An 18,734-nucleotide genomic window follows, 5' to 3' on the forward strand; every position below is an offset into this window, starting at 1 on the left:
CGGGGGAGTAGGGTAGTTACACAAGCCGCGACAACAAGTCACGAACACGGCGGTCAATGTCCGCGCGAATAGCGCGAACACCGTCACGGGAGGCCACGGCGGGGTCACCGACCGGCCAATCTTCATAAGACACCCCAGGGATCACGGGGCACACGTCCCCACAGCCCATAGTGACAACAACATCGGCGGCTCGCACCGCATCGTCAGTGAGCGGTTTAGGGAACGGGTCTTCGTAAGGTGCGTTGATCGTGGCGAGTTCCTCACGCACCTGCGGGTGGATCTCCGATGCGGGGGCGGACCCAGCAGACCGCACCACGACCCTGTCCCCGGCGTGCAGGCGCATTAGCGCCGCCGCCAACTGGGAGCGGCCCGCGTTGCGGGTGCACACGAACAGGACTTGAGGTGTGGTGGTGGGACTGGTTGATCGAGACACGTCGTCAAGGCGTTGGCGGGCGAACCGCTCCGCTAAGGGGACGAGGTGAGATGTGACGTGCGCGTGCCGGGCAAGGCCGGCATAGGACTCACGCACAATATAGGTGACCATGGTGGGGTCAAGATCAGGGAACGCGGAGGTGAGCCGCTGCGCAACCCGACCAAGGGCTGCGTCAACGTCGCGCAGACCATCAGTGTGTGGACGGTCATTGTCCGTGGACACTGCGTGAGCAAACCCCTCAACCAGCGCGGTAATGGGGGCAACGAGGGCGTCAGCGACCCGGTAATACACCCACGTTCCACGGCGCTCGGAGGCGAGGATCCCCGCATCGCGCATCACTTTCAGGTGGTGGGACACGGTGGGTTGGGTGACGTGATCAAGGTCAAGAAAGTCACACACGCACGCCTCATGCGAGGAAGATGCAGTGATCGTTGACAAGATCCGCAACCGCAGTGGGTCTGCTGTTGCTTTGAGGATCCTTGCGATGTGCGTGGCCGTATCAGGGTTCATCGCGCTCGCAGCCGGGGTGGTGGCGCACGCTTGCGCATCCTCAGTGGCGGGTTCGGGTGGGGGGTTTGGTGTCAGTGTGGGGGTCATGATGCATCGCCTTTCACAAGATCTGGTGTGGAGATCGCGGGCACAGCAGGAGTGGTACTGGCAACAGGGGTTGCAGTGTGGTCGGTGAACCACCGGCGCCGCACCCACAAAGACACGTACACCAAGCCCACCAGGACAGGAACCTCAATGAGGGGGCCTACAACGCCAGCGAGAGCTTGACCTGATGCGGCACCAAAAGTACCGATCGCCACGGCAATGGCAAGTTCGAAGTTGTTGCCTGCTGCGGTGAACGCCAGTGTTGTGGTGCGGGCGTAGCCAAGATGGGTGAGTCGGCCGGAGATCATGCCCAGCATCCACATGGCAGCGAAGTACACCAGGAGGGGTAGGGCAATGCGGGCAACATCGGCGGGTTGGGCAACAATGGCGTCACCTTGGAGGGCGAACAACAACACGATGGTGAAGAGCAACCCGTACAGCGCCCAGGGGCTAATCGTGGGAACGAATGTCGTGTCGTACCAGGTGCGCCCTTTCGTTTTCTCACCAATGAGGCGGGAAACGAACCCGGCAGCTAGCGGGATGCCCAGGAAGATCAGGACGTTGATCGCGATCTTTCCCATGGACACATCAAGCCCGTTGGAATCTAAGCCGAGCCAGCCCGGCAACACAACAAGGTAGAACCAGCCGAGCACTGAGAAAGCAAGGATTTGGAACACGGAGTTGATGGCCACGAGGACTGCTGCGGCTTCCCGGTCTCCGCACGCCAGGTCATTCCAAATAATCACCATGGCGATACACCGAGCCAAGCCCACAATGATGAGGCCTGTGCGATATTCCGGCAGGTCGGGTAAGAACATCCACGCGAGCGCAAACATGAGCGCGGGTCCGAGTGCCCAGTTCAACACAATTGATTGCACAAGTAATGAGCGGTCTGAGGTGACAGAGCCGACCTTGTCGTAGCGCACCTTGGCGAGGACTGGGTACATCATGATGAGCAAACCCAGTGCGATGGGCAGTGAAATCCCACCGACCTCTAAGGCTGTGAGCGCATCGGATAGCCCGGGGGCGATCGTTGACAAGGTGATGCCTGCGCCCATGGCGAGGCCGATCCATAGGGGAAGCCACTTGTCGAGGGTGGATAGGCGCGCTGTGGTGGGAGGTGCTGGGGTGGTCATGGCTCTCCGAGATTGTTGTATTGATCTACGCCTATATTGACAGACCTCTATACAGGCTGGCAAGTGGGTGCCGCCGACCTACCCACACCACACCACCACCCGCACCACAGCAACCGGCTACGCATCAGCAACTCAGTGACGCACCCCCAACGCAGGAACCGGCCCCGGAAACGGAACCTCCCCATCACACCGCGACAACACCGACGCCATCGCATCACGTTCCGCCGACGTCACCCACAACGAATACTTCGCCTTCACCGCAACCTGCGTGGCCACATACTGGCAACGAAACTCCTTATTCTCAGGCAACCACGTCGCCGCATCGCTCGCACCCTTCTGAGAATTCGCTGCTCCCTGCGATGCCAACAAATTCAACGGATCATTGGCCAACGCCTCCCGCTGCGACACACTCAACTGCTGGGCACCCTTCTGCCAGGCATCAGCCAACGCCACCACATGATCCACCTGCACCTTCGCAGAATCCGGGCCACGCACAAACCGAATCGTCGTCCCCGTATACAGATCCTCCAACACCCCACGCGACACAATGCACCCCTTCGTGCCCCGCTTCAACGACACCCCCGTTAAATCGCGACGCAAAATGTCATTACGCGTATCGCACCCGTTGCGATCCACATCCTTCCACGCCGGCCCAAACTCCTCACGCGCATACCCCGTCATCGGAGCACGCCCCTTCACCGGCAACGACCCCAACTGCTCAACAACCGCCGCATACTCACCCGACGCCCCAGACCCCGCATCATCAAACGGAAGATCCACCCCCAACCACGCCGCCACAAACCACACAACAAGCGCAACCACAACAGTGACCAGGGAAGTAAGAGTCTTCTTCATGAGGCACAACCCTAACCGACAACCACCACACCCAAGCCCACACGATCGCCTAGGCCCAACGGCGCCACACGAACCACCCCACACCTAGTACCCTTTTGGGTGGACCTACCCTACCCACCCGGAGGAACACGTGAGCACCAGCCACGACACCCACACCGCATCCCCCTACGACATCACCGGCACCGAAGCATGGCGCGCCCTTGCCGAAGAATACCGACGCGTCGAACCACGCCACCTGCGTGAACTCTTCGCCTCCGACCCCCAGCGCGCACAACGATTCACCACCCAAGCAGCCGACCTCACCCTCGACTACTCCAAAAACCGCCTCACTGCAGAAACCGTGGAACGCCTCGTCGCGCTCGCGGAAGCAGCAGGGTTGCGCGAAAAAATCGACGCCATGTTCCGTGGTGACCACATCAACATCACCGAAGACCGTGCCGTGCTCCACACAGCGCTTCGGCTACCGCGCAGCGCCTCACTGGTCGTCGACGGACAAGACGTGGTCGCTGACGTTCACAACGTCCTGGACCGCATGGAAGCATTCGCCACAAAAGTACGCAGCGGCGAATGGGTAGGACACTCCGGCAAGTCAATCCGCACCATCGTGAACATCGGTATTGGCGGGTCGGACCTGGGGCCAGTGATGGCTTACGAAGCTCTGCGCGACTACGCCGACCGCTCACTGGAATGCCGGTTCGTGTCCAACATTGACCCCACCGACGTCTTTGAAAAGGTCCACGACCTCGACCTGGAAACCACGCTGTTCATTGTGGCATCCAAAACCTTCGGCACCGCGGAAACCCTCACCAACGCCAAGCAGGCACGCACCTGGCTCCTCGAAGCGTTCAACGGTGACGAGGCAGCTGTGGCCAAACACTTCGTGGCGGTCTCCACCAACGCGCAACGCGTGGCTGACTTTGGAATCGACACCGACAACATGTTCGGTTTCTGGGACTGGGTCGGCGGACGCTACTCTTACGACTCTGCTGTGGGCCTAGCCCTCATGCTGTCCGTTGGCCCGGACAACTTCCGTGAGATGCTTGCCGGGTTCCACGCCATGGACGAACACTTCCGCACCGCTGACTTCGCCGAGAACGTCCCTGTTCTTATGGGGCTGCTGAACGTGTGGTACAACAACTTCTTTGGTACCTCCTCACGTGCAGTCCTGCCCTACAGCCAATACCTCCTGCGGTTCCCTGCCTACCTCCAACAACTCACCATGGAATCCAACGGAAAATCTGTGCGAGTTGATGGCACCTCTGTTGCGCAATCAGCATCAGGGGACCTAGTGCAAACCGGTGAAATCTTCTGGGGTGAACCAGGGACCAACGGGCAACACGCCTTCTACCAACTGCTCCACCAAGGCACCAAACTCACTCCTGCGGACTTCATTGGGTTTGCCCAACCCAACCACGACCTCGGGTCCATGCACGACCTGTTCATGTCAAACTTCTTCGCGCAAACCGCAGCGCTTGCGTTTGGGAAAACAGCAGAGGAAGTCACCGCTGAAGGAACTGCGGCTGACATCGTTCCCCACCGTGTGATGCCTGGGAACCGGCCCACCAACACGATCCTTGCGGAACGCCTTACCCCGTCTGTTCTTGGTCAACTTGTTGCCCTGTATGAGCACATCACGTTCACGCAGTCTGTGATCTGGGGCATCAACGCGTTCGACCAGTGGGGTGTGGAACTTGGCAAGCAGATGGCTTTGCAATTTGAGCCCATGTTGACGTCTGCCGAGGCGCCCGAGTACACCGCTGACGGGTCAACAAACGCTCTCATTGCGTCCTACCGGGCGATGCGCGGACGGGCATAACCCTCCTCGTACCACCCAGGTTCAGCCTGTTCCTGCGCAGGGCCGCCACATCATGTGGTGGCCCTGCGTTGTTGTGCGCGAATGCTGCGGTGCAGGACAACCTCACAACTGGTTTAGTTGACTGATCAAGTATCCATGCGGAAAGTATTCACGAAAGCGACACATTTGACGTTCTTGCTGGCTGGTCGGTACTTTTGTCAGAGAATTGCATGAGTGTGGAACGACGAAGACGTGCGTTGATGGACAGTGTGCGTGTGGGTTCAGGGGGCGCAATGAAGAAAGTATTAATAGCGCTGAGTGTCGTTTTTTGTGTGACTGCTTGTGGCCAATCATCAAACGCGTCAACCAGTGATGCACCAGTTGAGGCTGCTGAACTTGACGCTACTGTCGGTGAGGTAGTGCTTCCCTTTGATCGATTCGCTATGACCTCATGGGAAGAAGACGTCCTCATGAGTGCGACCGGGGCAACTATCAATGTCTGTGCGGCTGATAAGGCTGTGGAAACAAAGACTGTTCTTCCAACAGACAAGCGTGTGCATGATGAAATCTATGCGTCAGAACATTACTTTGGTCCATGGACCGAGGCCCAAGCGAACCGATGGGGGTTTGTGCCCCCCATGACAGACGCCGATCTTTTCTATAACGGTATTGAAGGCGGACCGCAGAATGCTCCTGAGGCCATGTTCCTGTCAGAAGAGCACAACTACACACCAGAGGATGAAGAAGTCATTGGGGAGTGCCGTGACTCGAGCTCATGGGTGGATTTGTCTGCCAGTCTCACCTCAGAAAGTCCGTGGTTGACGGATTATCCGATCTTTGAAGAGACCTGGAAAGAGCACGAAGAGGCAGTTCGCATTATTGGAGAACTGAGCCAATGTCTGACAGATAACAACCTCGTCCCGCTCAAAGAAACACCATGGCTGCCAACCGGTTCACAAAGCAACCTCATTGATGAGGAACAGATCGACATGGCTGTGACAGTAGTTGATTGTAAGAAATCACTTGATTTCACTCAACGAATCGCTAACGTCGAGGCAAGCCTCCAACAGCCACTTGTTGAGAAATATTCGAGAGAAATGCAAGAACACCGTAGCGCAATCGACGAGATGATGCCTCAAGCTGAGAAACTGATCGCTGAACATCCAGAAGTCTTCTTCGAACGTAACCCGAAATTTGGACAGTAGTACACCATGTGGAGCAGCAATAATTATGTGGCCCGAATGGGGAGTATTGCTGTAGCCGTTGGAGTCGTTGCAGCCCTGTCTGGATGCTCAAGCGTTGACGAAACGGTAGTGGAGCCAATGGAGATCGGTTCAACGATCAATGGAATCGAACTGACTGCAGAGCTCGATCCGCAGGTTGGGAGCGTCACGCTGCCATTTGATCAATTTGCACCAACCCCCTGGGAAGAGGCCGTGCTGACGGCTGGGATATCAGGAACATTGAGTCAATGCGCTCTCGACAAAGGTGTTGTATTCCGTTCGAAACCTCCTGTCGACCAATCGATCTACGAGGAGATCTACAGTTCCGAACACTACTTCGGTCCTTGGACGCAAGGTCAAGCAGCAAGGTGGGGGTTCGTCACCCCTCAACATGACGCTGACCTGTTTTACAACGGCGTGGACGGTGGCCCCACCGAGGCTCCTGAACCCATGTACGCGCTCGATGAGCAAGAATACAGCGGAACAGACGAGGAAATTATTGACGAATGCCGTGCCCTCAGCGGCCAGGCAGAGAAGTACCAATCAGCGCTGGCGGCTGTCCCATGGGCCGTTGACTATCCGCTCTACGAGGAGGTGTGGCGTGACTTCGACAACGCCGAGAGCGCTGTGGATGACCTCGCTCAGTGCCTGACCCAGCGTGGCCTCACTCCAGTCGACGAAGAGCCGTGGTGGCCACTCGGAGCGCGTGCCGATCGCATCGACGAAGAACAAATTTCCATGGCACTCACGGTCGTGGAATGCAAAGAGTCAGTGAATTTCACTCAACGAATGGCCGACGTCGAAGTAGCAATTCAGATGCCCATGGTAAAAAAATACGCTCAAGAAATGCACGCGCACAAAGACGTTCTTGATGAAGCATTCACGGAGGCAAGTGATTTTCTTGCTAAGAATCCTGATCTCTACCTCAGCCGCAACCCGGCATCCGGACAAGAATAGAGTGTAATGAGAAGCGAAGACGTTGTGGACTCACGCGGTTCGATACCTTCGCGCACCCGGTGGTTGTGGTTATGGGGTGCGGGGTGTGTTGTCGTGATCATCATGGCGTTTGTGGCAGGTATGTTTGTGCGTTCTCCCTGGGAAGCAGCCATCGCCAATGCTGAAAGCACCCCAACTGTGACGGCGGTTGTCGAACAGCGCACGATCAACCCAGAGCGAGACCTCATCACTGGAACCGTGACCCTTGGCCGCGACGAGACGGTAACCGTGATAGCGACTGACACCCCCCGCCAAGTTGTCACCCAAATCCACACCAAAAAAGGGGAAACCCTCATATCAGGCACCTCGCTAGCAACAGTGTCCGGTCGCCCGCTGATCGCCTTACATTTGCCCTTTGACCTGTATCGTGACATCCACGGCGGAGACAGCGGCGATGATGTCACAGCCCTTCAACAAGAACTCACCGCACTCGGCCACTACTCCGGCACAATCGATGGTACCTACGGGGCGAGAACAGCGGCAGCAGTGGAATCCCTGTACAACTCAGTCGGTGCCCAGCCCCCAGCCGTCAGTGCTGATGCCCGCGCAACTCTCACCGAGGCTCGTGCGGAACTCCGGGCACTTCGTACAGCAGCATCAGCCTCACCCACACTGAACACCCCAGAACACCAGGACACGACAACCGGCCCCACGGCGAATGACAGCACACGCGAGGGCACCAGCGACACCACTCGCGCATCGGCAAATGACATCACAGCAGCCCAACGACGCGTCACTGAAGCCGAACAACAAGCACTCACCCCACTGCCCTACACCGAAATCTGGCGGCTCAGCACCCCACACGCCACTGTTGTCTCCACAGTAAAAAAAGGGGCTGACCTGGCAGCCACCGATCAACCACTAGCTACCCTACGCTCAGGCGACTCCACCGTGACATTCCGCGCTACCACCTCCCAGACAAGTGCCTTCACCCAAGGGAGCCCTGTGGATATCAACCTCACCTCCGACGCCACACAAACCTGGAAAGCCGTCGTCACCAAAGTCTCAGATTTCACCACCGAAGTCGGTGACAACGCCCCAGTACCAGGACGGGACATCACAGTAACAATCGAGGACCCAACCGGTCTTCACCAGGACGCAAGCGTCATTGTCCGCACCACCACCGCAGCAACTGACGTTCACGGGCTAGCCGTCCCCATCGTTGCCCTACGCAACGACGCAGGCCGCACCACTGTTACCGTTATCACGACACGCAACGGAGATGACGAACGAACCAGCATCCCGGTCACCGTCACCGCAACCGGTGACGGCTACTCCATCGTGGAATCCACGGAACTCCACGAAGGCGACCGGGTTGTGATCAGCGAATGAACGTGCCCATCCTGAGCGCCCACAACGTGCACCGCACATACCCCGTGACACCACCCGTCCACGCACTGCACGGTGTCAGTTTCCAGGTGAACGCAGGAGAGCGGGTCGCCATTGTGGGCTCTTCTGGGTCAGGGAAGTCCACCTTCCTGAACATTGTGGGTCTCATTGACCGCCCCACCACTGGAACCGTCACAGTCCTTGGGCGCGACACAACAACCATGACCGCCCGAGACCTGGATCAAGTCCGCGCTGATCACCTCGGGTTCGTGTTTCAAGAAAACCACATCCTCGGGCACCGCACAGTCGAGGAAAACCTCCACATCAAACTTGCTGTGTCCACCCTGCCACCTGCCAGTTGGCACAACCACATCACCCGAGTACTGACCAGTGTGGGGTTGACGCACCGGCGCACATCGCTGGGCAGGCTGTTGTCCGGTGGGGAGAAGCAACGCCTCGCCGTTGCGCGAGCCGTCATCACCAACCCGGAACTCCTCCTGGCGGATGAGCCCACCGGGAACCTGGACACGGTGAACGCAGATAACGTGCTGGCCCTCTTTGACCAGCAAGCAGCGCAAGGGGTTGCTGTTGTTGTCATCACCCACGACCTCCGGCTAGCGCAGTGGGCGGATCGCACCCTGACCTTAGCTCACGGAGTCCTCTCGGATACCACGGCTACCTTTCACGCAAGCAGGTAACCGCCGTGACTACAACCAAAGACAGCCCTGCGACTCATACACCGCACACATCACCTGCGCCTCGCCGACGCCGCAACCGTGCCATCCGGTGGCGGTCCACCATCCAGGACGTCACCGTGGAGATGCATGCCCGCAAATCGCGTGCCATCCTCCTGATTGTGGCGGTGGCCTTAGCCACCGGCGCGTTAGTGACGGCACTGGGTATTTCGCATATTGCCGCCCGGCAGGTAGATGCGGACCTTGCGGCCTCCACAGTGAACTCTGTGACGGTGGTTCCTCGGCCGGTGGAGTCCGCGACCGGGATGACATTTCCTGATGACGCTGAGGAACGGGCACGATCACTTGACCTTGTGGCTGAGGTTGGGCGCAGGCTGGACATCTCTGGTTCTGCCTCGGCTACGGTGACTCGCGATGTGCTTGGCGAGGGTGACCCCGTCAGCGTCACAGTTGCGGGAGCGACGTCGGGGTATGTGCCCGCGGTGGGTGGAACGCTGTCGGGTGACCAGGCGTGGTTGCTTGATACTGATGAAGACATCGTCTGTGTCGGGCCTGCAGCGGCGGAGGCATTGGGAATCCCGGTGACAGCGAACCCGACGGGCCTGTCGTTACGTATTGACGGCAAACTCTACGATGTGGTGGGGTTTGTGACCAGTGGTGATGTCAACCTTGATTCGGTGGTGTTCGTCCCGTACTCCCATGCGCTCGCTGTTGTGGGTAGTGACGATGAAGCGTCTCTGCGGGTGCTGACTCATCCGGGCGGGGGAGTGCCGGTGGCTCACACAATTCGGTCTGTGATCCGACCAGATGCCCCGGAACGGTTGCGTGCTTCCAGTGTTGTTGACGTGTCGGATTTGCGGGCGGGGGTGACCACTCAGATGGATCGGCTTGCAGCCGGTATTGGTGCGTTGTTGTTGGTGTTGACGATCTTGTTGATTGCGAACGCAATGATTGTGTCGGTGATGTCACGGACCGCTGAGATTGGTGTGCGCAGGGCGTTGGGGGCGTCACGCTCTGCGGTGGCGTCGTTGTTCCTCATTGAGGGCGGCGCTGTGGGGTTTTTGGGTGGGCTGACAGGTAGCGCGCTGGCGGTGGTGTCCTTGCTGGCGGTGTCGCTGGTTCATGAGTGGTCTGCGGTGATGAACCCGGTGGTCATTGGGTTGGGTCCGCTGGTGGGTGTGGTGGCTGGGTTGGTGTCGTCGTTGTATCCGGCTTTTCGTGCTGCGGGTATTGAACCGGCGTTGGCGGTCCGGTCGGACTGAACGTTGATGTCCAGCAGCGCATTCTTGCGTTGTTTGTGGTGGGTGTGACAGCCAGCTAGTGCGGCCGCGGGCTGGTCACGGAGTCTCGGTGGACGAGGTGGGTGTCAAGCATGATGCCGGGGGCGTCGCCGTCGGTGACGAGGTGGTGGGAAGAGGCCCAGTGGGGGTAGGTTCCTTCGATTTGGGCAATAGTGCATTGTGCGGCGACTGCCCCCATTCCGCGTGAGGGCTGGTGGATGGTGGTTAGTTGGGGGTCGCTGCGGGTCGCCCACACGGAGTCGTCGAATCCGACGATGGAGAGATCGTCGGGGATACGCAGTCCAAGGCGTTTGACGGCGTTGACTGCGCCTGCGGCGACCGCGTCGGAGGCGGCGAAAAGCGCGGTGACGTCGGGTGCTCTGCGCAACAGTTCGAGGGCCCCGTTGTATCCGTCGTTGTAGGAGTAGGTGTCGAGGTGTTGGATCAGTGCACGGTTGAGGTGGTCGCCCATTTCTTGGGTGAAACCGTGGAGGCGGTCAACACCTGAGTCTCGGTCAGTTCCAGCGGCGAGCATTCCGATGTGGGTGTGTCCGGCGTCGAGGAGGACGCGGGTGATGGTGCGTGCTGCGGCGATGTTGTCGATGCCAATGAAGGGCACGTTTTTGAGGTCGGTGGGGTGGCCAATGTAGGTGGCTGGCATGGTGGAGTCGGTGATGACTTGGGTGACGGGGTCGCCGTGGCGTGCGGAGACAACGATGGCTCCGTCGACGAATCCGCCTTTGAGGTATTGCTCGACTCGGTGGGTGTCGCGTTCGGAGTCGATGACAAGGCATACGAGTTGGTAGTCGCGGGTGGAGAGCTCGTTGTTTGCGCCGACGAGGATGCCGCCAATGTTGGGGTCTTCGGTGAACAACGCGGCGGGTTCGTGCACGATGAAGGCGACTGTTTGGGTGCGTTGGCGCACGAGGTTGCGGGCTGCAGTGTTGGGGACGTAACCAACTTTGGCGATGGCGCGTTCGATGGCTTCACGTGACGCAGTGGAGACGTAGGCGTCTCCGTTGAAGTAGCGGCTCACGGTGCCGCGTGAGATGCCTGCTTCTCGGGCAACGTCGTGAATGGTGGCGCGTTTTCGCGGTTGGTTGTCGAGGGGCACGTGATCACTGTAGCCGGTGTGGGGGCTGTTCTGACAGGACCGCTGGGCGGGGAGGCGTGGGTGTTGCGTCACGAAAAGGTCACGGTTTCGCTGTTCCCTTTGACAGGGGGGAGGTGGGAGATTTACGTTTGTGTGCACGTTCACAGATCAGAAGAGGCAGTGACGCTTCCAGTTTCTGTGCACGTTCACACATAGCGAGCAGTCAACACACCGATGTGGAAGACGAGGACATGACAGCACACAACCACAGCCCCGGGGACCTCATCCCCGGCATCAGCGGTATGAGCTACGGCTGTGACTACAACCCAGAACAATGGGATGAAGCCACATGGCATGAGGACGTCACCCTCATGCGCGACGCTGGTGTCAACCTTGTCGCCATCAACATCTTTGGGTGGGCCGCCATCCAACCAACGCGCGACACGATGGACTTCACAGCGCTGGACACCATCATGGACCTTCTTCACGACAACGGGATCGCCGTGAACCTGGGCACAGGAACCGCGTCACCACCACCATGGTTGACCACCGAACACCCAGAAATCCTGCCCATCACAGCAGACGGAACAACTCGGTACCCTGGTGGCCGCCAAGCCTACTGCCCGTCCTCACCAGTCTTCCGCGACTACGCATCGGCACTTGTCACAGCGGTCGCGCAACGCTACTCCACCCACCCGGCGTTGGCCATGTGGCACGTATCGAACGAACTGGGATGCCACAACGCCCTGTGCCACAACCCCGAAACCCGGGCAGCATTCCACCAGTGGCTGACCACGAAGTACACAACAATCGACGCGCTGAACGCCGCCTGGGGAACCGCGTTTTGGAGCCAACGGTACAGTTCATTTCACCAGATCCGCACCCCCATGGACACGCTGTCCTCCCGTAACCCAGGCCAAGTCCTCGACTTTCACCGGTTCTCCTCCGATGAACTACTGTCCCTGTACCTCATGGAAAAAGACATCATCACCCAGTACAGCGACAAGCCCGTAACCACAAACTTCATGGTGACAGCCCACATTCGCAACATGGATTACTGGACCTGGGCGCCACACATGGACGTCATAGCCAATGACCACTACCTCGACCACCGACTGACCGCACCCACACCAGAACTGTCATTCGCCGCCGACCTCACCCGCGGTCTTGCGCAGGGCAACCCATGGATGCTCATGGAGCACTCCACAGGCGCAGTGAACTGGCAGCCCCTCAACGTCAACAAAGCGCCCGGAGAGATGGCGCGAAACTCTTTGACTCATGTGGCTCGTGGCGCCGACTCAGTGTGCTTCTTCCAGTGGCGGGCTTCCGTACAAGGGTCAGAAAAATACCACTCGGCGATGCTCCCTCACGCCGGAACTAACACACAGCGTTGGCGTGAAGTTGTGGACCTTGGCGCCACGATGAAGGCACTTGCCCCGGTTGCAGGTTCCCGCGTAGACGCACACGTGGCAGTTCTCTTCGAGTGGGAATCCTGGTGGGCAGGCGAAGGCGAGTCCCGGCCCTCACAGGCAGTAACCTACCTTGACCAGGTCCACAGTGTGCACCGCGCGTTGCGTTCCCTTGGCGTGGTCAGTGATGTCGTCTCCCTTCGCGACGACCTCAGCACCTATGACCTCGTCATCGTCCCCGGCGTCCACGTGATCACCCCCACCGACGCTGAGCACCTCACCGCCTACACGAACGCGGGCGGTCACGTAGTCGTGACCTACTGGAGCGGAATTGTCGATGCGAACGACCGCGTCTACCAGGGAGGTTACCCTGGTGCGCTGCGTGAACTACTGGGGGTGCGGGTGGAAGAATTTTCCCCAGTGCCCGCAGGTGACACGCTCACGTTGACACCCAATGACACGGCACACGCCCCACTGGAAGCGACCCTGTGGACAGAAAACCTCCACACCGTCGATGCGACCCCTGTCTTCACCTTCAGTAACGGGCCACACCCTGGTGTGCCCGCCGTCACCACCCGCACCGCTGGGCAAGGAACCGCCTGGTATGTGGCCACCCAACTGACAGACGATGCGTGGTGGCACCTGCTCACCACCATCACCACCGCAGCAGGTGTCACCTCGGAACACCAACGGTACAGCGCATCGGGAAGCGACCTTCACAACCTCGAAATTGTGCGGCGCATCCACCCTGACAGCGGTTGCACCTGGGTGTTTGTGATCAACCATGCCACCACCCCAGCAACACTCAACGTCACAGGCCGCGACATCACAACAGGCACACCCGTTACCGCCGAGGTCACGATTGAGCCAGGCGCTGTCCACATCATCGAGGAGGATGAGAAATGACCACCACACTCCCTATTCGGCGCACCCGAAAGCGCCAGGGGTTCCTTGCGGTCTTCCTCCTGCCCTTCGGACTGCTGTTCAGCTTGTTCTACCTCGCCCCCATTCTTTACGCGATCTGGCAATCAACTCGCGTCGTCGAGCGTGACGGAACCTTCGGTGCGGCGCGCGAAGTCTTCGGCGGGTTCACCCAATACCAGGCAGTGTTCTCCAACACTGAGTTCTGGGAGTCAGTAGGCCGAGTTCTCCTGTTTGGTGCGGTACAAGTGCCCGTGATGCTGGGACTCGCGCTCCTGCTTGCACTCCTGCTTGACTCCCCACTAGTGCGAGGGCGCAGATTCTTCCGGCTCGCCTACTTCGCGCCGTACGCAGTGCCAGGAGTGATCGCTGCAATCATGTGGGGGTTCCTCTTCTCACCAAACCTCTCCCCCTTCGAGTCAGTGATGAACACCGTTGACTTCTTGTCCCCATCCCTTGTGCTGTGGGCAATCGCCATCGTTGTGACCTGGGTGTACACCGGGTACAACATGATCATCATCTATTCCTCACTGCTCTCAATCCCGCAAGACATCTTTGAGGCAGCCCGTATCGACGGCGCTGGACAAGTACGCATCGCATGGTCCATCAAAATCCCCTTGGTCATTCCGTCCTTGGTGTTGACCACCATCTTCTCCATCATTGGAACCTTGCAACTGCTCACCGAACCCCAAGTGTTCAAAACGTTCTCCACCGCAGTCAATAGCACCTACACCCCGAACCTGGCGGTGTATGCGGCATCGTCAATCCCTGACTACTCGTTGGCAGCAGCAATGTCCGTGGTCCTTGCCGTGGCCACGTTCATCCTCTCCTTCTCCGTGTTGAAGTTCACCCAGCGAAAGGCAGCATGATGAGCCAAACAACCGCACCAACACGCCGTCGTGCCCGCCAACCACACCAACCCGCCGCCACCGGACCACGCGCATCGCTCCTCAGCCAAGTGCCAGCCATGGGTGTCATGCTCATCGCCACACTGACCTTCCTGACTCCCATCTGGTGGTTGTTTGTGGCCTCCACCAAAAACCGGTCAGACCTCGTCAACACCAACGGGCTGTGGTTCGCCGACTGGAACCTCAGCTCCAACGTGTCCGCCCTGCTGGAGTACCGTGATGGCGTCTACCTACAATGGCTCCTCAACTCGGCGGCCTACACGATCGGTGGCGCACTGATTGGAACTCTGCTCGCAGCAATGTGCGGGTACGCGCTCGCAAAGTACCAATTCCGTGGGCGTGAAGTCCTGTTCAACGTTGTGCTCGGAGGGGTCCTCGTCCCGCTGACAACGCTTGCACTCCCGCTGTTCCTCATGTTCTCGCTGGTGAACCTGACCAACACCTTCTGGTCGGTGTTCCTGCCCAGCTTGGTCTCCCCGTTCGGGGTGTACCTATCCCGGATCTTTGCCGCAGCATCGGTACCCGATGAAGTGCTCGAAGCAGCTCGTCTGGACGGCTCGAATGAGGTCCGTACCTTCTTTACCGTGTCCATCCGACTTATGTTCCCGGCGCTGGTCACGATTTCCTTGTTCCAGTTCGTGGCCATCTGGAACAACTTCTTCCTTCCCCTCATCATGCTCCGTGACGAAGCGATCATGCCGGTCACTCTTGGCCTGTACAACTGGAACTCACAAATCAGCCAAATCCCGGAACTGCGAGGCTATGTCCTCACCGGTGCGCTGTTGTCCGTGATCCCGTTGATTCTCATGTTCTCCCTGCTCCAACGGTTCTGGAAAAACGGCCTTGGCGCAGGAGCAATTAAGTAACACCCCCACCCACCAGCGCGGGACATCAACGACGTGTCCCGTCCCGCACAATAGATTGGAACATCATGCGTCCTACCAGAGCAGTCAGTGCAGCCTTGCTCACCGTATTTGCTGCAGCATCCGTTGTGGCATGCTCCAGCGACGACTCGACCACCAACACACCAACGGAAGCCGCAGAATGTGCCCCATCGGGTGAAGAGACTGTCAACTTGTCTTTCACCTCCTGGATTCCTGGCATCGAAGACGTTGTTGCAACCTGGAATGAGCAAAACCCTGGCATCCAAGTCGAGGTGCAAACTGGCCCCAACGGGAACTCGGGCACCTACCAGAACTTCTTCAACCAGCTCCGGGCTGGAAACGCACCCGACCTTGGTCAAATTGAATACGATGCACTTGCTTCATTCCGAGTCCAAGGTGGGTTAGAAAACATCGGTGGCTGTGATGTGGTGCAGGACGCGCAAGGCAAGTTCATCGACTGGACCTGGGACCAGGTGTCCTTTGGTGAAGAGGGGGCAGCCTACGCGGTCCCTCAGGACACCGGACCCATGGCTCTGTTCTACCGTGCTGACCTTTTCGAAGAAGCCGGGATCGCCGTGCCCACCACGTGGGACGAGTACGCACAAGCTGCAGAGAAGATTGCCGCTGAAGGTGGAAAGATCACGAACTTCTCTACCGCAGACATCAACCAGTTCGCTGGGTTTGCGTGGCAAAACGGTGCGAGCTGGTTCTCCGCAGATGACGCCGGCTGGGATGTGACCATCACTGGTGACGAAACCCTCGAGGTTGCGAACTACTGGCAGGACCTGCTTGAACGTGACCTGGTTGCCACCTACCCGGCGTGGACCGACGAGTGGAACAACGCGTACAACTCCTCCGAAGTGTGGACCTGGGTTTCCGCAGTCTGGGGTGCAAACACCATTCAGGACGGTGCCCCCGACACGGCAGGTCAGTGGGCGGTTGCACCGATGCCACAGTGGGACACTGCTGCTCCCGCTGCTGGTAACTGGGGCGGATCATCGATCGCTGTCTTCTCCGGTACTGACTACCCTTACGAAGCAGCGCAGTTTGCTACCTGGTTGAACACCTCTGAAGAGGCCTTGACGATGCTCGCGGACTCAGCGAACATCTACCCAGCCACAACTGAAGGTCTGACCCTTCCTGTTCTGCAAGAAGGTGTGGAGTTCTACGGTGACCAGGTGATTTGGGATGTCTTCGCTGAGGCAGCGAACCAAGTGCCATCGAACTTCACCTGGGGTCCCACCATGACGGACACCTATGCATCAATCTCTGATGGGTTCAAACTGGTGGCCACAGGGACGAGCACTGTGGAAGATGCACTTGTCAACGGTGAAGAAGCAACTGTGTCCACCATGAAGTCACAGTCCATCCCGGTCAAGGAGTAGGGTCGGGATCTTGTGGGTGTGTGATGTGCCATGACGCCCACCAGGTGACCTCCAAGGCAAGACCACTGTGGGGCCTACGCGTGTTGTGTGCGTAGGCCCCACAGTGGCATGACGCGGAGGGTGGGTGCCGGAGTCTCCCACGGAGGTTTACAAGGAATCTCCGCGAGTGTCGAGCGCCCGAACAGCTTCAGGGTAGGCGTCAGCAATGTCACGGGTTGCCGGGTGTTGGGGGTCGGTGAGGAGTTGGCGTGGTGGGCCAGACTCAACAAAGACACCGTCATGGAGGACGTGAACTGTTGCGGTGAGGCGGGCAAGTAAGTCCAGGTCGTGGGAGGTCACGAGCAAACCGATTCCCCGGTCGGTGACAATGTCTCGAATCCGACGGGACACCAGGTCCTTGAGGTTTGCGTCCAGGGCTGTGGTGGGTTCATCAAGGAGAAGAATGTCAGGGCGGGTGGCGAGGGCCAGCGCAATGGTGAGCCGTTGGCGTTCACCACCGGAAAGCCCGTGAATGCGCCGCGGCAGGAAACGGTCTTCAAGGAACATCAGGTCAAGCACTTGTGAGGCCGACTCCCCGGTGGCGCGACCAGCGCGCCGTGCGGCTTTCAGTTCGTCCTCGACTGCTTGTTTGACGGACAGGCGTGTGTCCACACCAAAGAACCCGTTCTGGGCGACTCGCCGGACGCTTGCTTTGAATCGTTTCTTGTCTTTAAATGCGAACCGACTCACGGGGCGCCCGTTGTAGGTGACAGAACCAAGACGTGGTTTTGTGTCGCCGTGTAGGACGTTGATGAGGGTGGATTTCCCAATTCCCGATGCGCCTGTCACCCCGATCCCCGGTTCTCCGCTGGTCACCTCGATGGTGAGGTCCGCCAAGCTGGGGGTGGAGGCGAATCCTGCGGTGATGTGTTCTGCGCGTAACACGCTTTTTTTCGTGCTCACAGTCCTCAACTTACGTGTGTGCGGTCTGGTGTCGGGTGTCTTGTCAACAGTACAACGTGTGGGGTGGCGGTTTTTCTCCCGACCGTCCCACCGTTTTGTGTTTCTCCCCATTACTCTGGGTGGGTGACGTCTTCACGGTTTCCTCGCAGCGTGTATTCCCATGGTCAAGACCCGGACCCTCGGTTTTCGCTTGCCAATGAGCGCACGTTTTTGTCGTGGGTGCGCACGTCGTTGGCGTTGATTGCTGCGGGTGTCGCGTTGGAAGCTCTTGATGTTCCTGCTCATCCGACGGCTCGGATTATTGTGTCCGTGATTTTTTTGGTGCTCGGTGGGCTGATCCCGGTGTATGCGTGGTTGACGTGGGCGTATAACGAGCGTTCGTTGCGAACTGACCGGCCCTTGGCGGGTCCGCGTATTGGCCCGCTCCTTGCGGTGGCGTTAGGTGTGAGCGCGGTGGTCCTTGCGGTGGGGTTGTTTGTCGGGTGAGGAAGACCTCGAAGCTGGCTCGGTTGTTTCATTCTCCCAGTGAGCTCAGTATTGCCGATGTGGGACTTGCTGTGGAGCGCACATTTTTGGCTTGGCAGCGTACTGCGTTAGCGGTGGTGATTGGGTCTGCTGTGGGGGCACGTTATTTTTTGCATGTGGTTCCTGGGGTGATACCTGCTGTTCTTGCGGGGGCAGGGTGTGTGCTCGGTGTGGTGACGTTGGTGTGGGTACGCCGCCGATACACCCGGTCTGTCACTCAATTGGTGGAACAAGGTACGTTGCCTGCCCGTAGTGCGGTTCCTTTGCTGATGGTGGCGGCGGCCGCCACTGCGTGTGCAGTGGCGGCCGCCGTTGTTGTTGTGGTGTGAGT

General features: G+C 58.9%; 17 protein-coding genes. 12 read left to right on the plus strand and 5 right to left on the minus strand.

The features are described from left to right. Positions 1-16 precede the first annotated feature (16 nt). The 3 genes from JDEN_RS01835 to JDEN_RS01845 form a co-directional block, all read right to left on the minus strand. Positions 17-1,030, minus strand: a complete 1,014-nt coding sequence (locus JDEN_RS01835; protein ID WP_015770665.1) for a metalloregulator ArsR/SmtB family transcription factor — start codon at positions 1,028-1,030, stop codon at positions 17-19. Continuing rightward, on the minus strand, positions 1,027-2,163 hold the full coding sequence (arsB, locus tag JDEN_RS01840; protein WP_015770666.1) for an ACR3 family arsenite efflux transporter: 1,137 nt from the start codon (positions 2,161-2,163) through the stop codon (positions 1,027-1,029). The genes JDEN_RS01835 and arsB overlap by 4 nt, the downstream gene beginning before the upstream one ends. Before the next feature lie 132 nt (positions 2,164-2,295). Continuing rightward, the gene (locus JDEN_RS01845; RefSeq protein WP_015770667.1) at positions 2,296-3,018 is read right to left on the minus strand and encodes an HNH endonuclease family protein; all 723 of its coding nucleotides are present in this window, start codon (positions 3,016-3,018) and stop codon (positions 2,296-2,298) included. A 130-nt stretch (positions 3,019-3,148) separates the two neighbouring features. On the opposite strand from JDEN_RS01845, the gene pgi reads away from it, so the two are divergent. The 6 genes from pgi (at position 3,149) to JDEN_RS01875 (ending at position 10,318) form a co-directional block, all read left to right on the plus strand. After that, a complete protein-coding gene (gene pgi / locus JDEN_RS01850) occupies positions 3,149-4,834 on the plus strand; it encodes a glucose-6-phosphate isomerase (protein WP_015770668.1) in 1,686 nt (561 codons plus the stop codon). A 272-nt stretch (positions 4,835-5,106) separates the two neighbouring features. Then, positions 5,107-6,018: a hypothetical protein gene (locus JDEN_RS01855; RefSeq protein ID WP_015770669.1), complete on the plus strand. Its 912-nt coding sequence runs from the start codon at positions 5,107-5,109 to the stop codon at positions 6,016-6,018. 6 nt (positions 6,019-6,024) lie between these two features. Then, positions 6,025-6,993 carry a hypothetical protein gene (locus JDEN_RS01860; RefSeq protein ID WP_015770670.1) on the plus strand — a complete coding sequence of 323 codons (969 nt, stop codon included), beginning with the start codon at positions 6,025-6,027 and terminating at the stop codon, positions 6,991-6,993. Between the two features lie 6 nt (positions 6,994-6,999). Beyond that, positions 7,000-8,364: a peptidoglycan-binding protein gene (locus tag JDEN_RS01865; RefSeq protein WP_015770671.1), complete on the plus strand. Its 1,365-nt coding sequence runs from the start codon at positions 7,000-7,002 to the stop codon at positions 8,362-8,364. Then, complete coding sequence (locus JDEN_RS01870) at positions 8,361-9,059, plus strand: ABC transporter ATP-binding protein (protein WP_015770672.1); 699 nt, start codon at positions 8,361-8,363, stop codon at positions 9,057-9,059. The genes JDEN_RS01865 and JDEN_RS01870 overlap by 4 nt, the downstream gene beginning before the upstream one ends. 5 nt (positions 9,060-9,064) lie before the next feature. Further along, positions 9,065-10,318, plus strand: a complete 1,254-nt coding sequence (locus tag JDEN_RS01875) for an ABC transporter permease (RefSeq protein ID WP_049754395.1) — start codon at positions 9,065-9,067, stop codon at positions 10,316-10,318. Positions 10,319-10,373: 55 nt separating this feature from the next. Here the strand turns inward: JDEN_RS01875 and JDEN_RS01880 are convergent, their stop codons facing one another. Continuing rightward, positions 10,374-11,450, minus strand: a complete 1,077-nt coding sequence (locus JDEN_RS01880) for a LacI family DNA-binding transcriptional regulator (RefSeq protein WP_015770674.1) — start codon at positions 11,448-11,450, stop codon at positions 10,374-10,376. A 230-nt stretch (positions 11,451-11,680) separates the two neighbouring features. Here JDEN_RS01880 and JDEN_RS01885 point away from each other — a divergent pair, with 230 nt between their 5' ends. The 4 genes from JDEN_RS01885 to JDEN_RS01900 all read left to right on the plus strand — a co-directional run bounded on the left by JDEN_RS01885 (position 11,681) and on the right by JDEN_RS01900 (position 16,936). After that, the gene (locus JDEN_RS01885; RefSeq protein ID WP_015770676.1) at positions 11,681-13,744 is read left to right on the plus strand and encodes a beta-galactosidase; all 2,064 of its coding nucleotides are present in this window, start codon (positions 11,681-11,683) and stop codon (positions 13,742-13,744) included. Beyond that, complete coding sequence (locus JDEN_RS01890; protein WP_015770677.1) at positions 13,741-14,628, plus strand: carbohydrate ABC transporter permease; 888 nt, start codon at positions 13,741-13,743, stop codon at positions 14,626-14,628. The genes JDEN_RS01885 and JDEN_RS01890 overlap by 4 nt, the downstream gene beginning before the upstream one ends. Next, positions 14,628-15,533: a carbohydrate ABC transporter permease gene (locus JDEN_RS01895; RefSeq protein WP_015770678.1), complete on the plus strand. Its 906-nt coding sequence runs from the start codon at positions 14,628-14,630 to the stop codon at positions 15,531-15,533. The genes JDEN_RS01890 and JDEN_RS01895 overlap by 1 nt, the downstream gene beginning before the upstream one ends. Positions 15,534-15,598: 65 nt before the next feature. Continuing rightward, positions 15,599-16,936, plus strand: a complete 1,338-nt coding sequence (locus tag JDEN_RS01900) for an ABC transporter substrate-binding protein (RefSeq protein ID WP_015770679.1) — start codon at positions 15,599-15,601, stop codon at positions 16,934-16,936. A 147-nt stretch (positions 16,937-17,083) separates the two neighbouring features. Here the strand turns inward: JDEN_RS01900 and JDEN_RS01905 are convergent, their stop codons facing one another. Further along, positions 17,084-17,878, minus strand: coding sequence for an ABC transporter ATP-binding protein (locus tag JDEN_RS01905; RefSeq protein ID WP_105597234.1), 795 nt, complete (start codon positions 17,876-17,878; stop codon positions 17,084-17,086). A 123-nt stretch (positions 17,879-18,001) separates the two neighbouring features. Between JDEN_RS01905 and JDEN_RS01910 the strand changes: the two genes are divergently transcribed. Then, the gene (locus tag JDEN_RS01910) at positions 18,002-18,364 is read left to right on the plus strand and encodes a YidH family protein (RefSeq protein ID WP_041287778.1); all 363 of its coding nucleotides are present in this window, start codon (positions 18,002-18,004) and stop codon (positions 18,362-18,364) included. Next, complete coding sequence (locus JDEN_RS01915; RefSeq protein WP_015770682.1) at positions 18,361-18,732, plus strand: YidH family protein; 372 nt, start codon at positions 18,361-18,363, stop codon at positions 18,730-18,732. The genes JDEN_RS01910 and JDEN_RS01915 overlap by 4 nt, the downstream gene beginning before the upstream one ends. Positions 18,733-18,734 lie beyond the last annotated feature (2 nt).

Origin of the sequence: Jonesia denitrificans DSM 20603 (genome assembly GCF_000024065.1) — a bacterium.
GTDB classification, from domain to species: Bacteria; Actinomycetota; Actinomycetes; order Actinomycetales; family Cellulomonadaceae; genus Jonesia; species Jonesia denitrificans.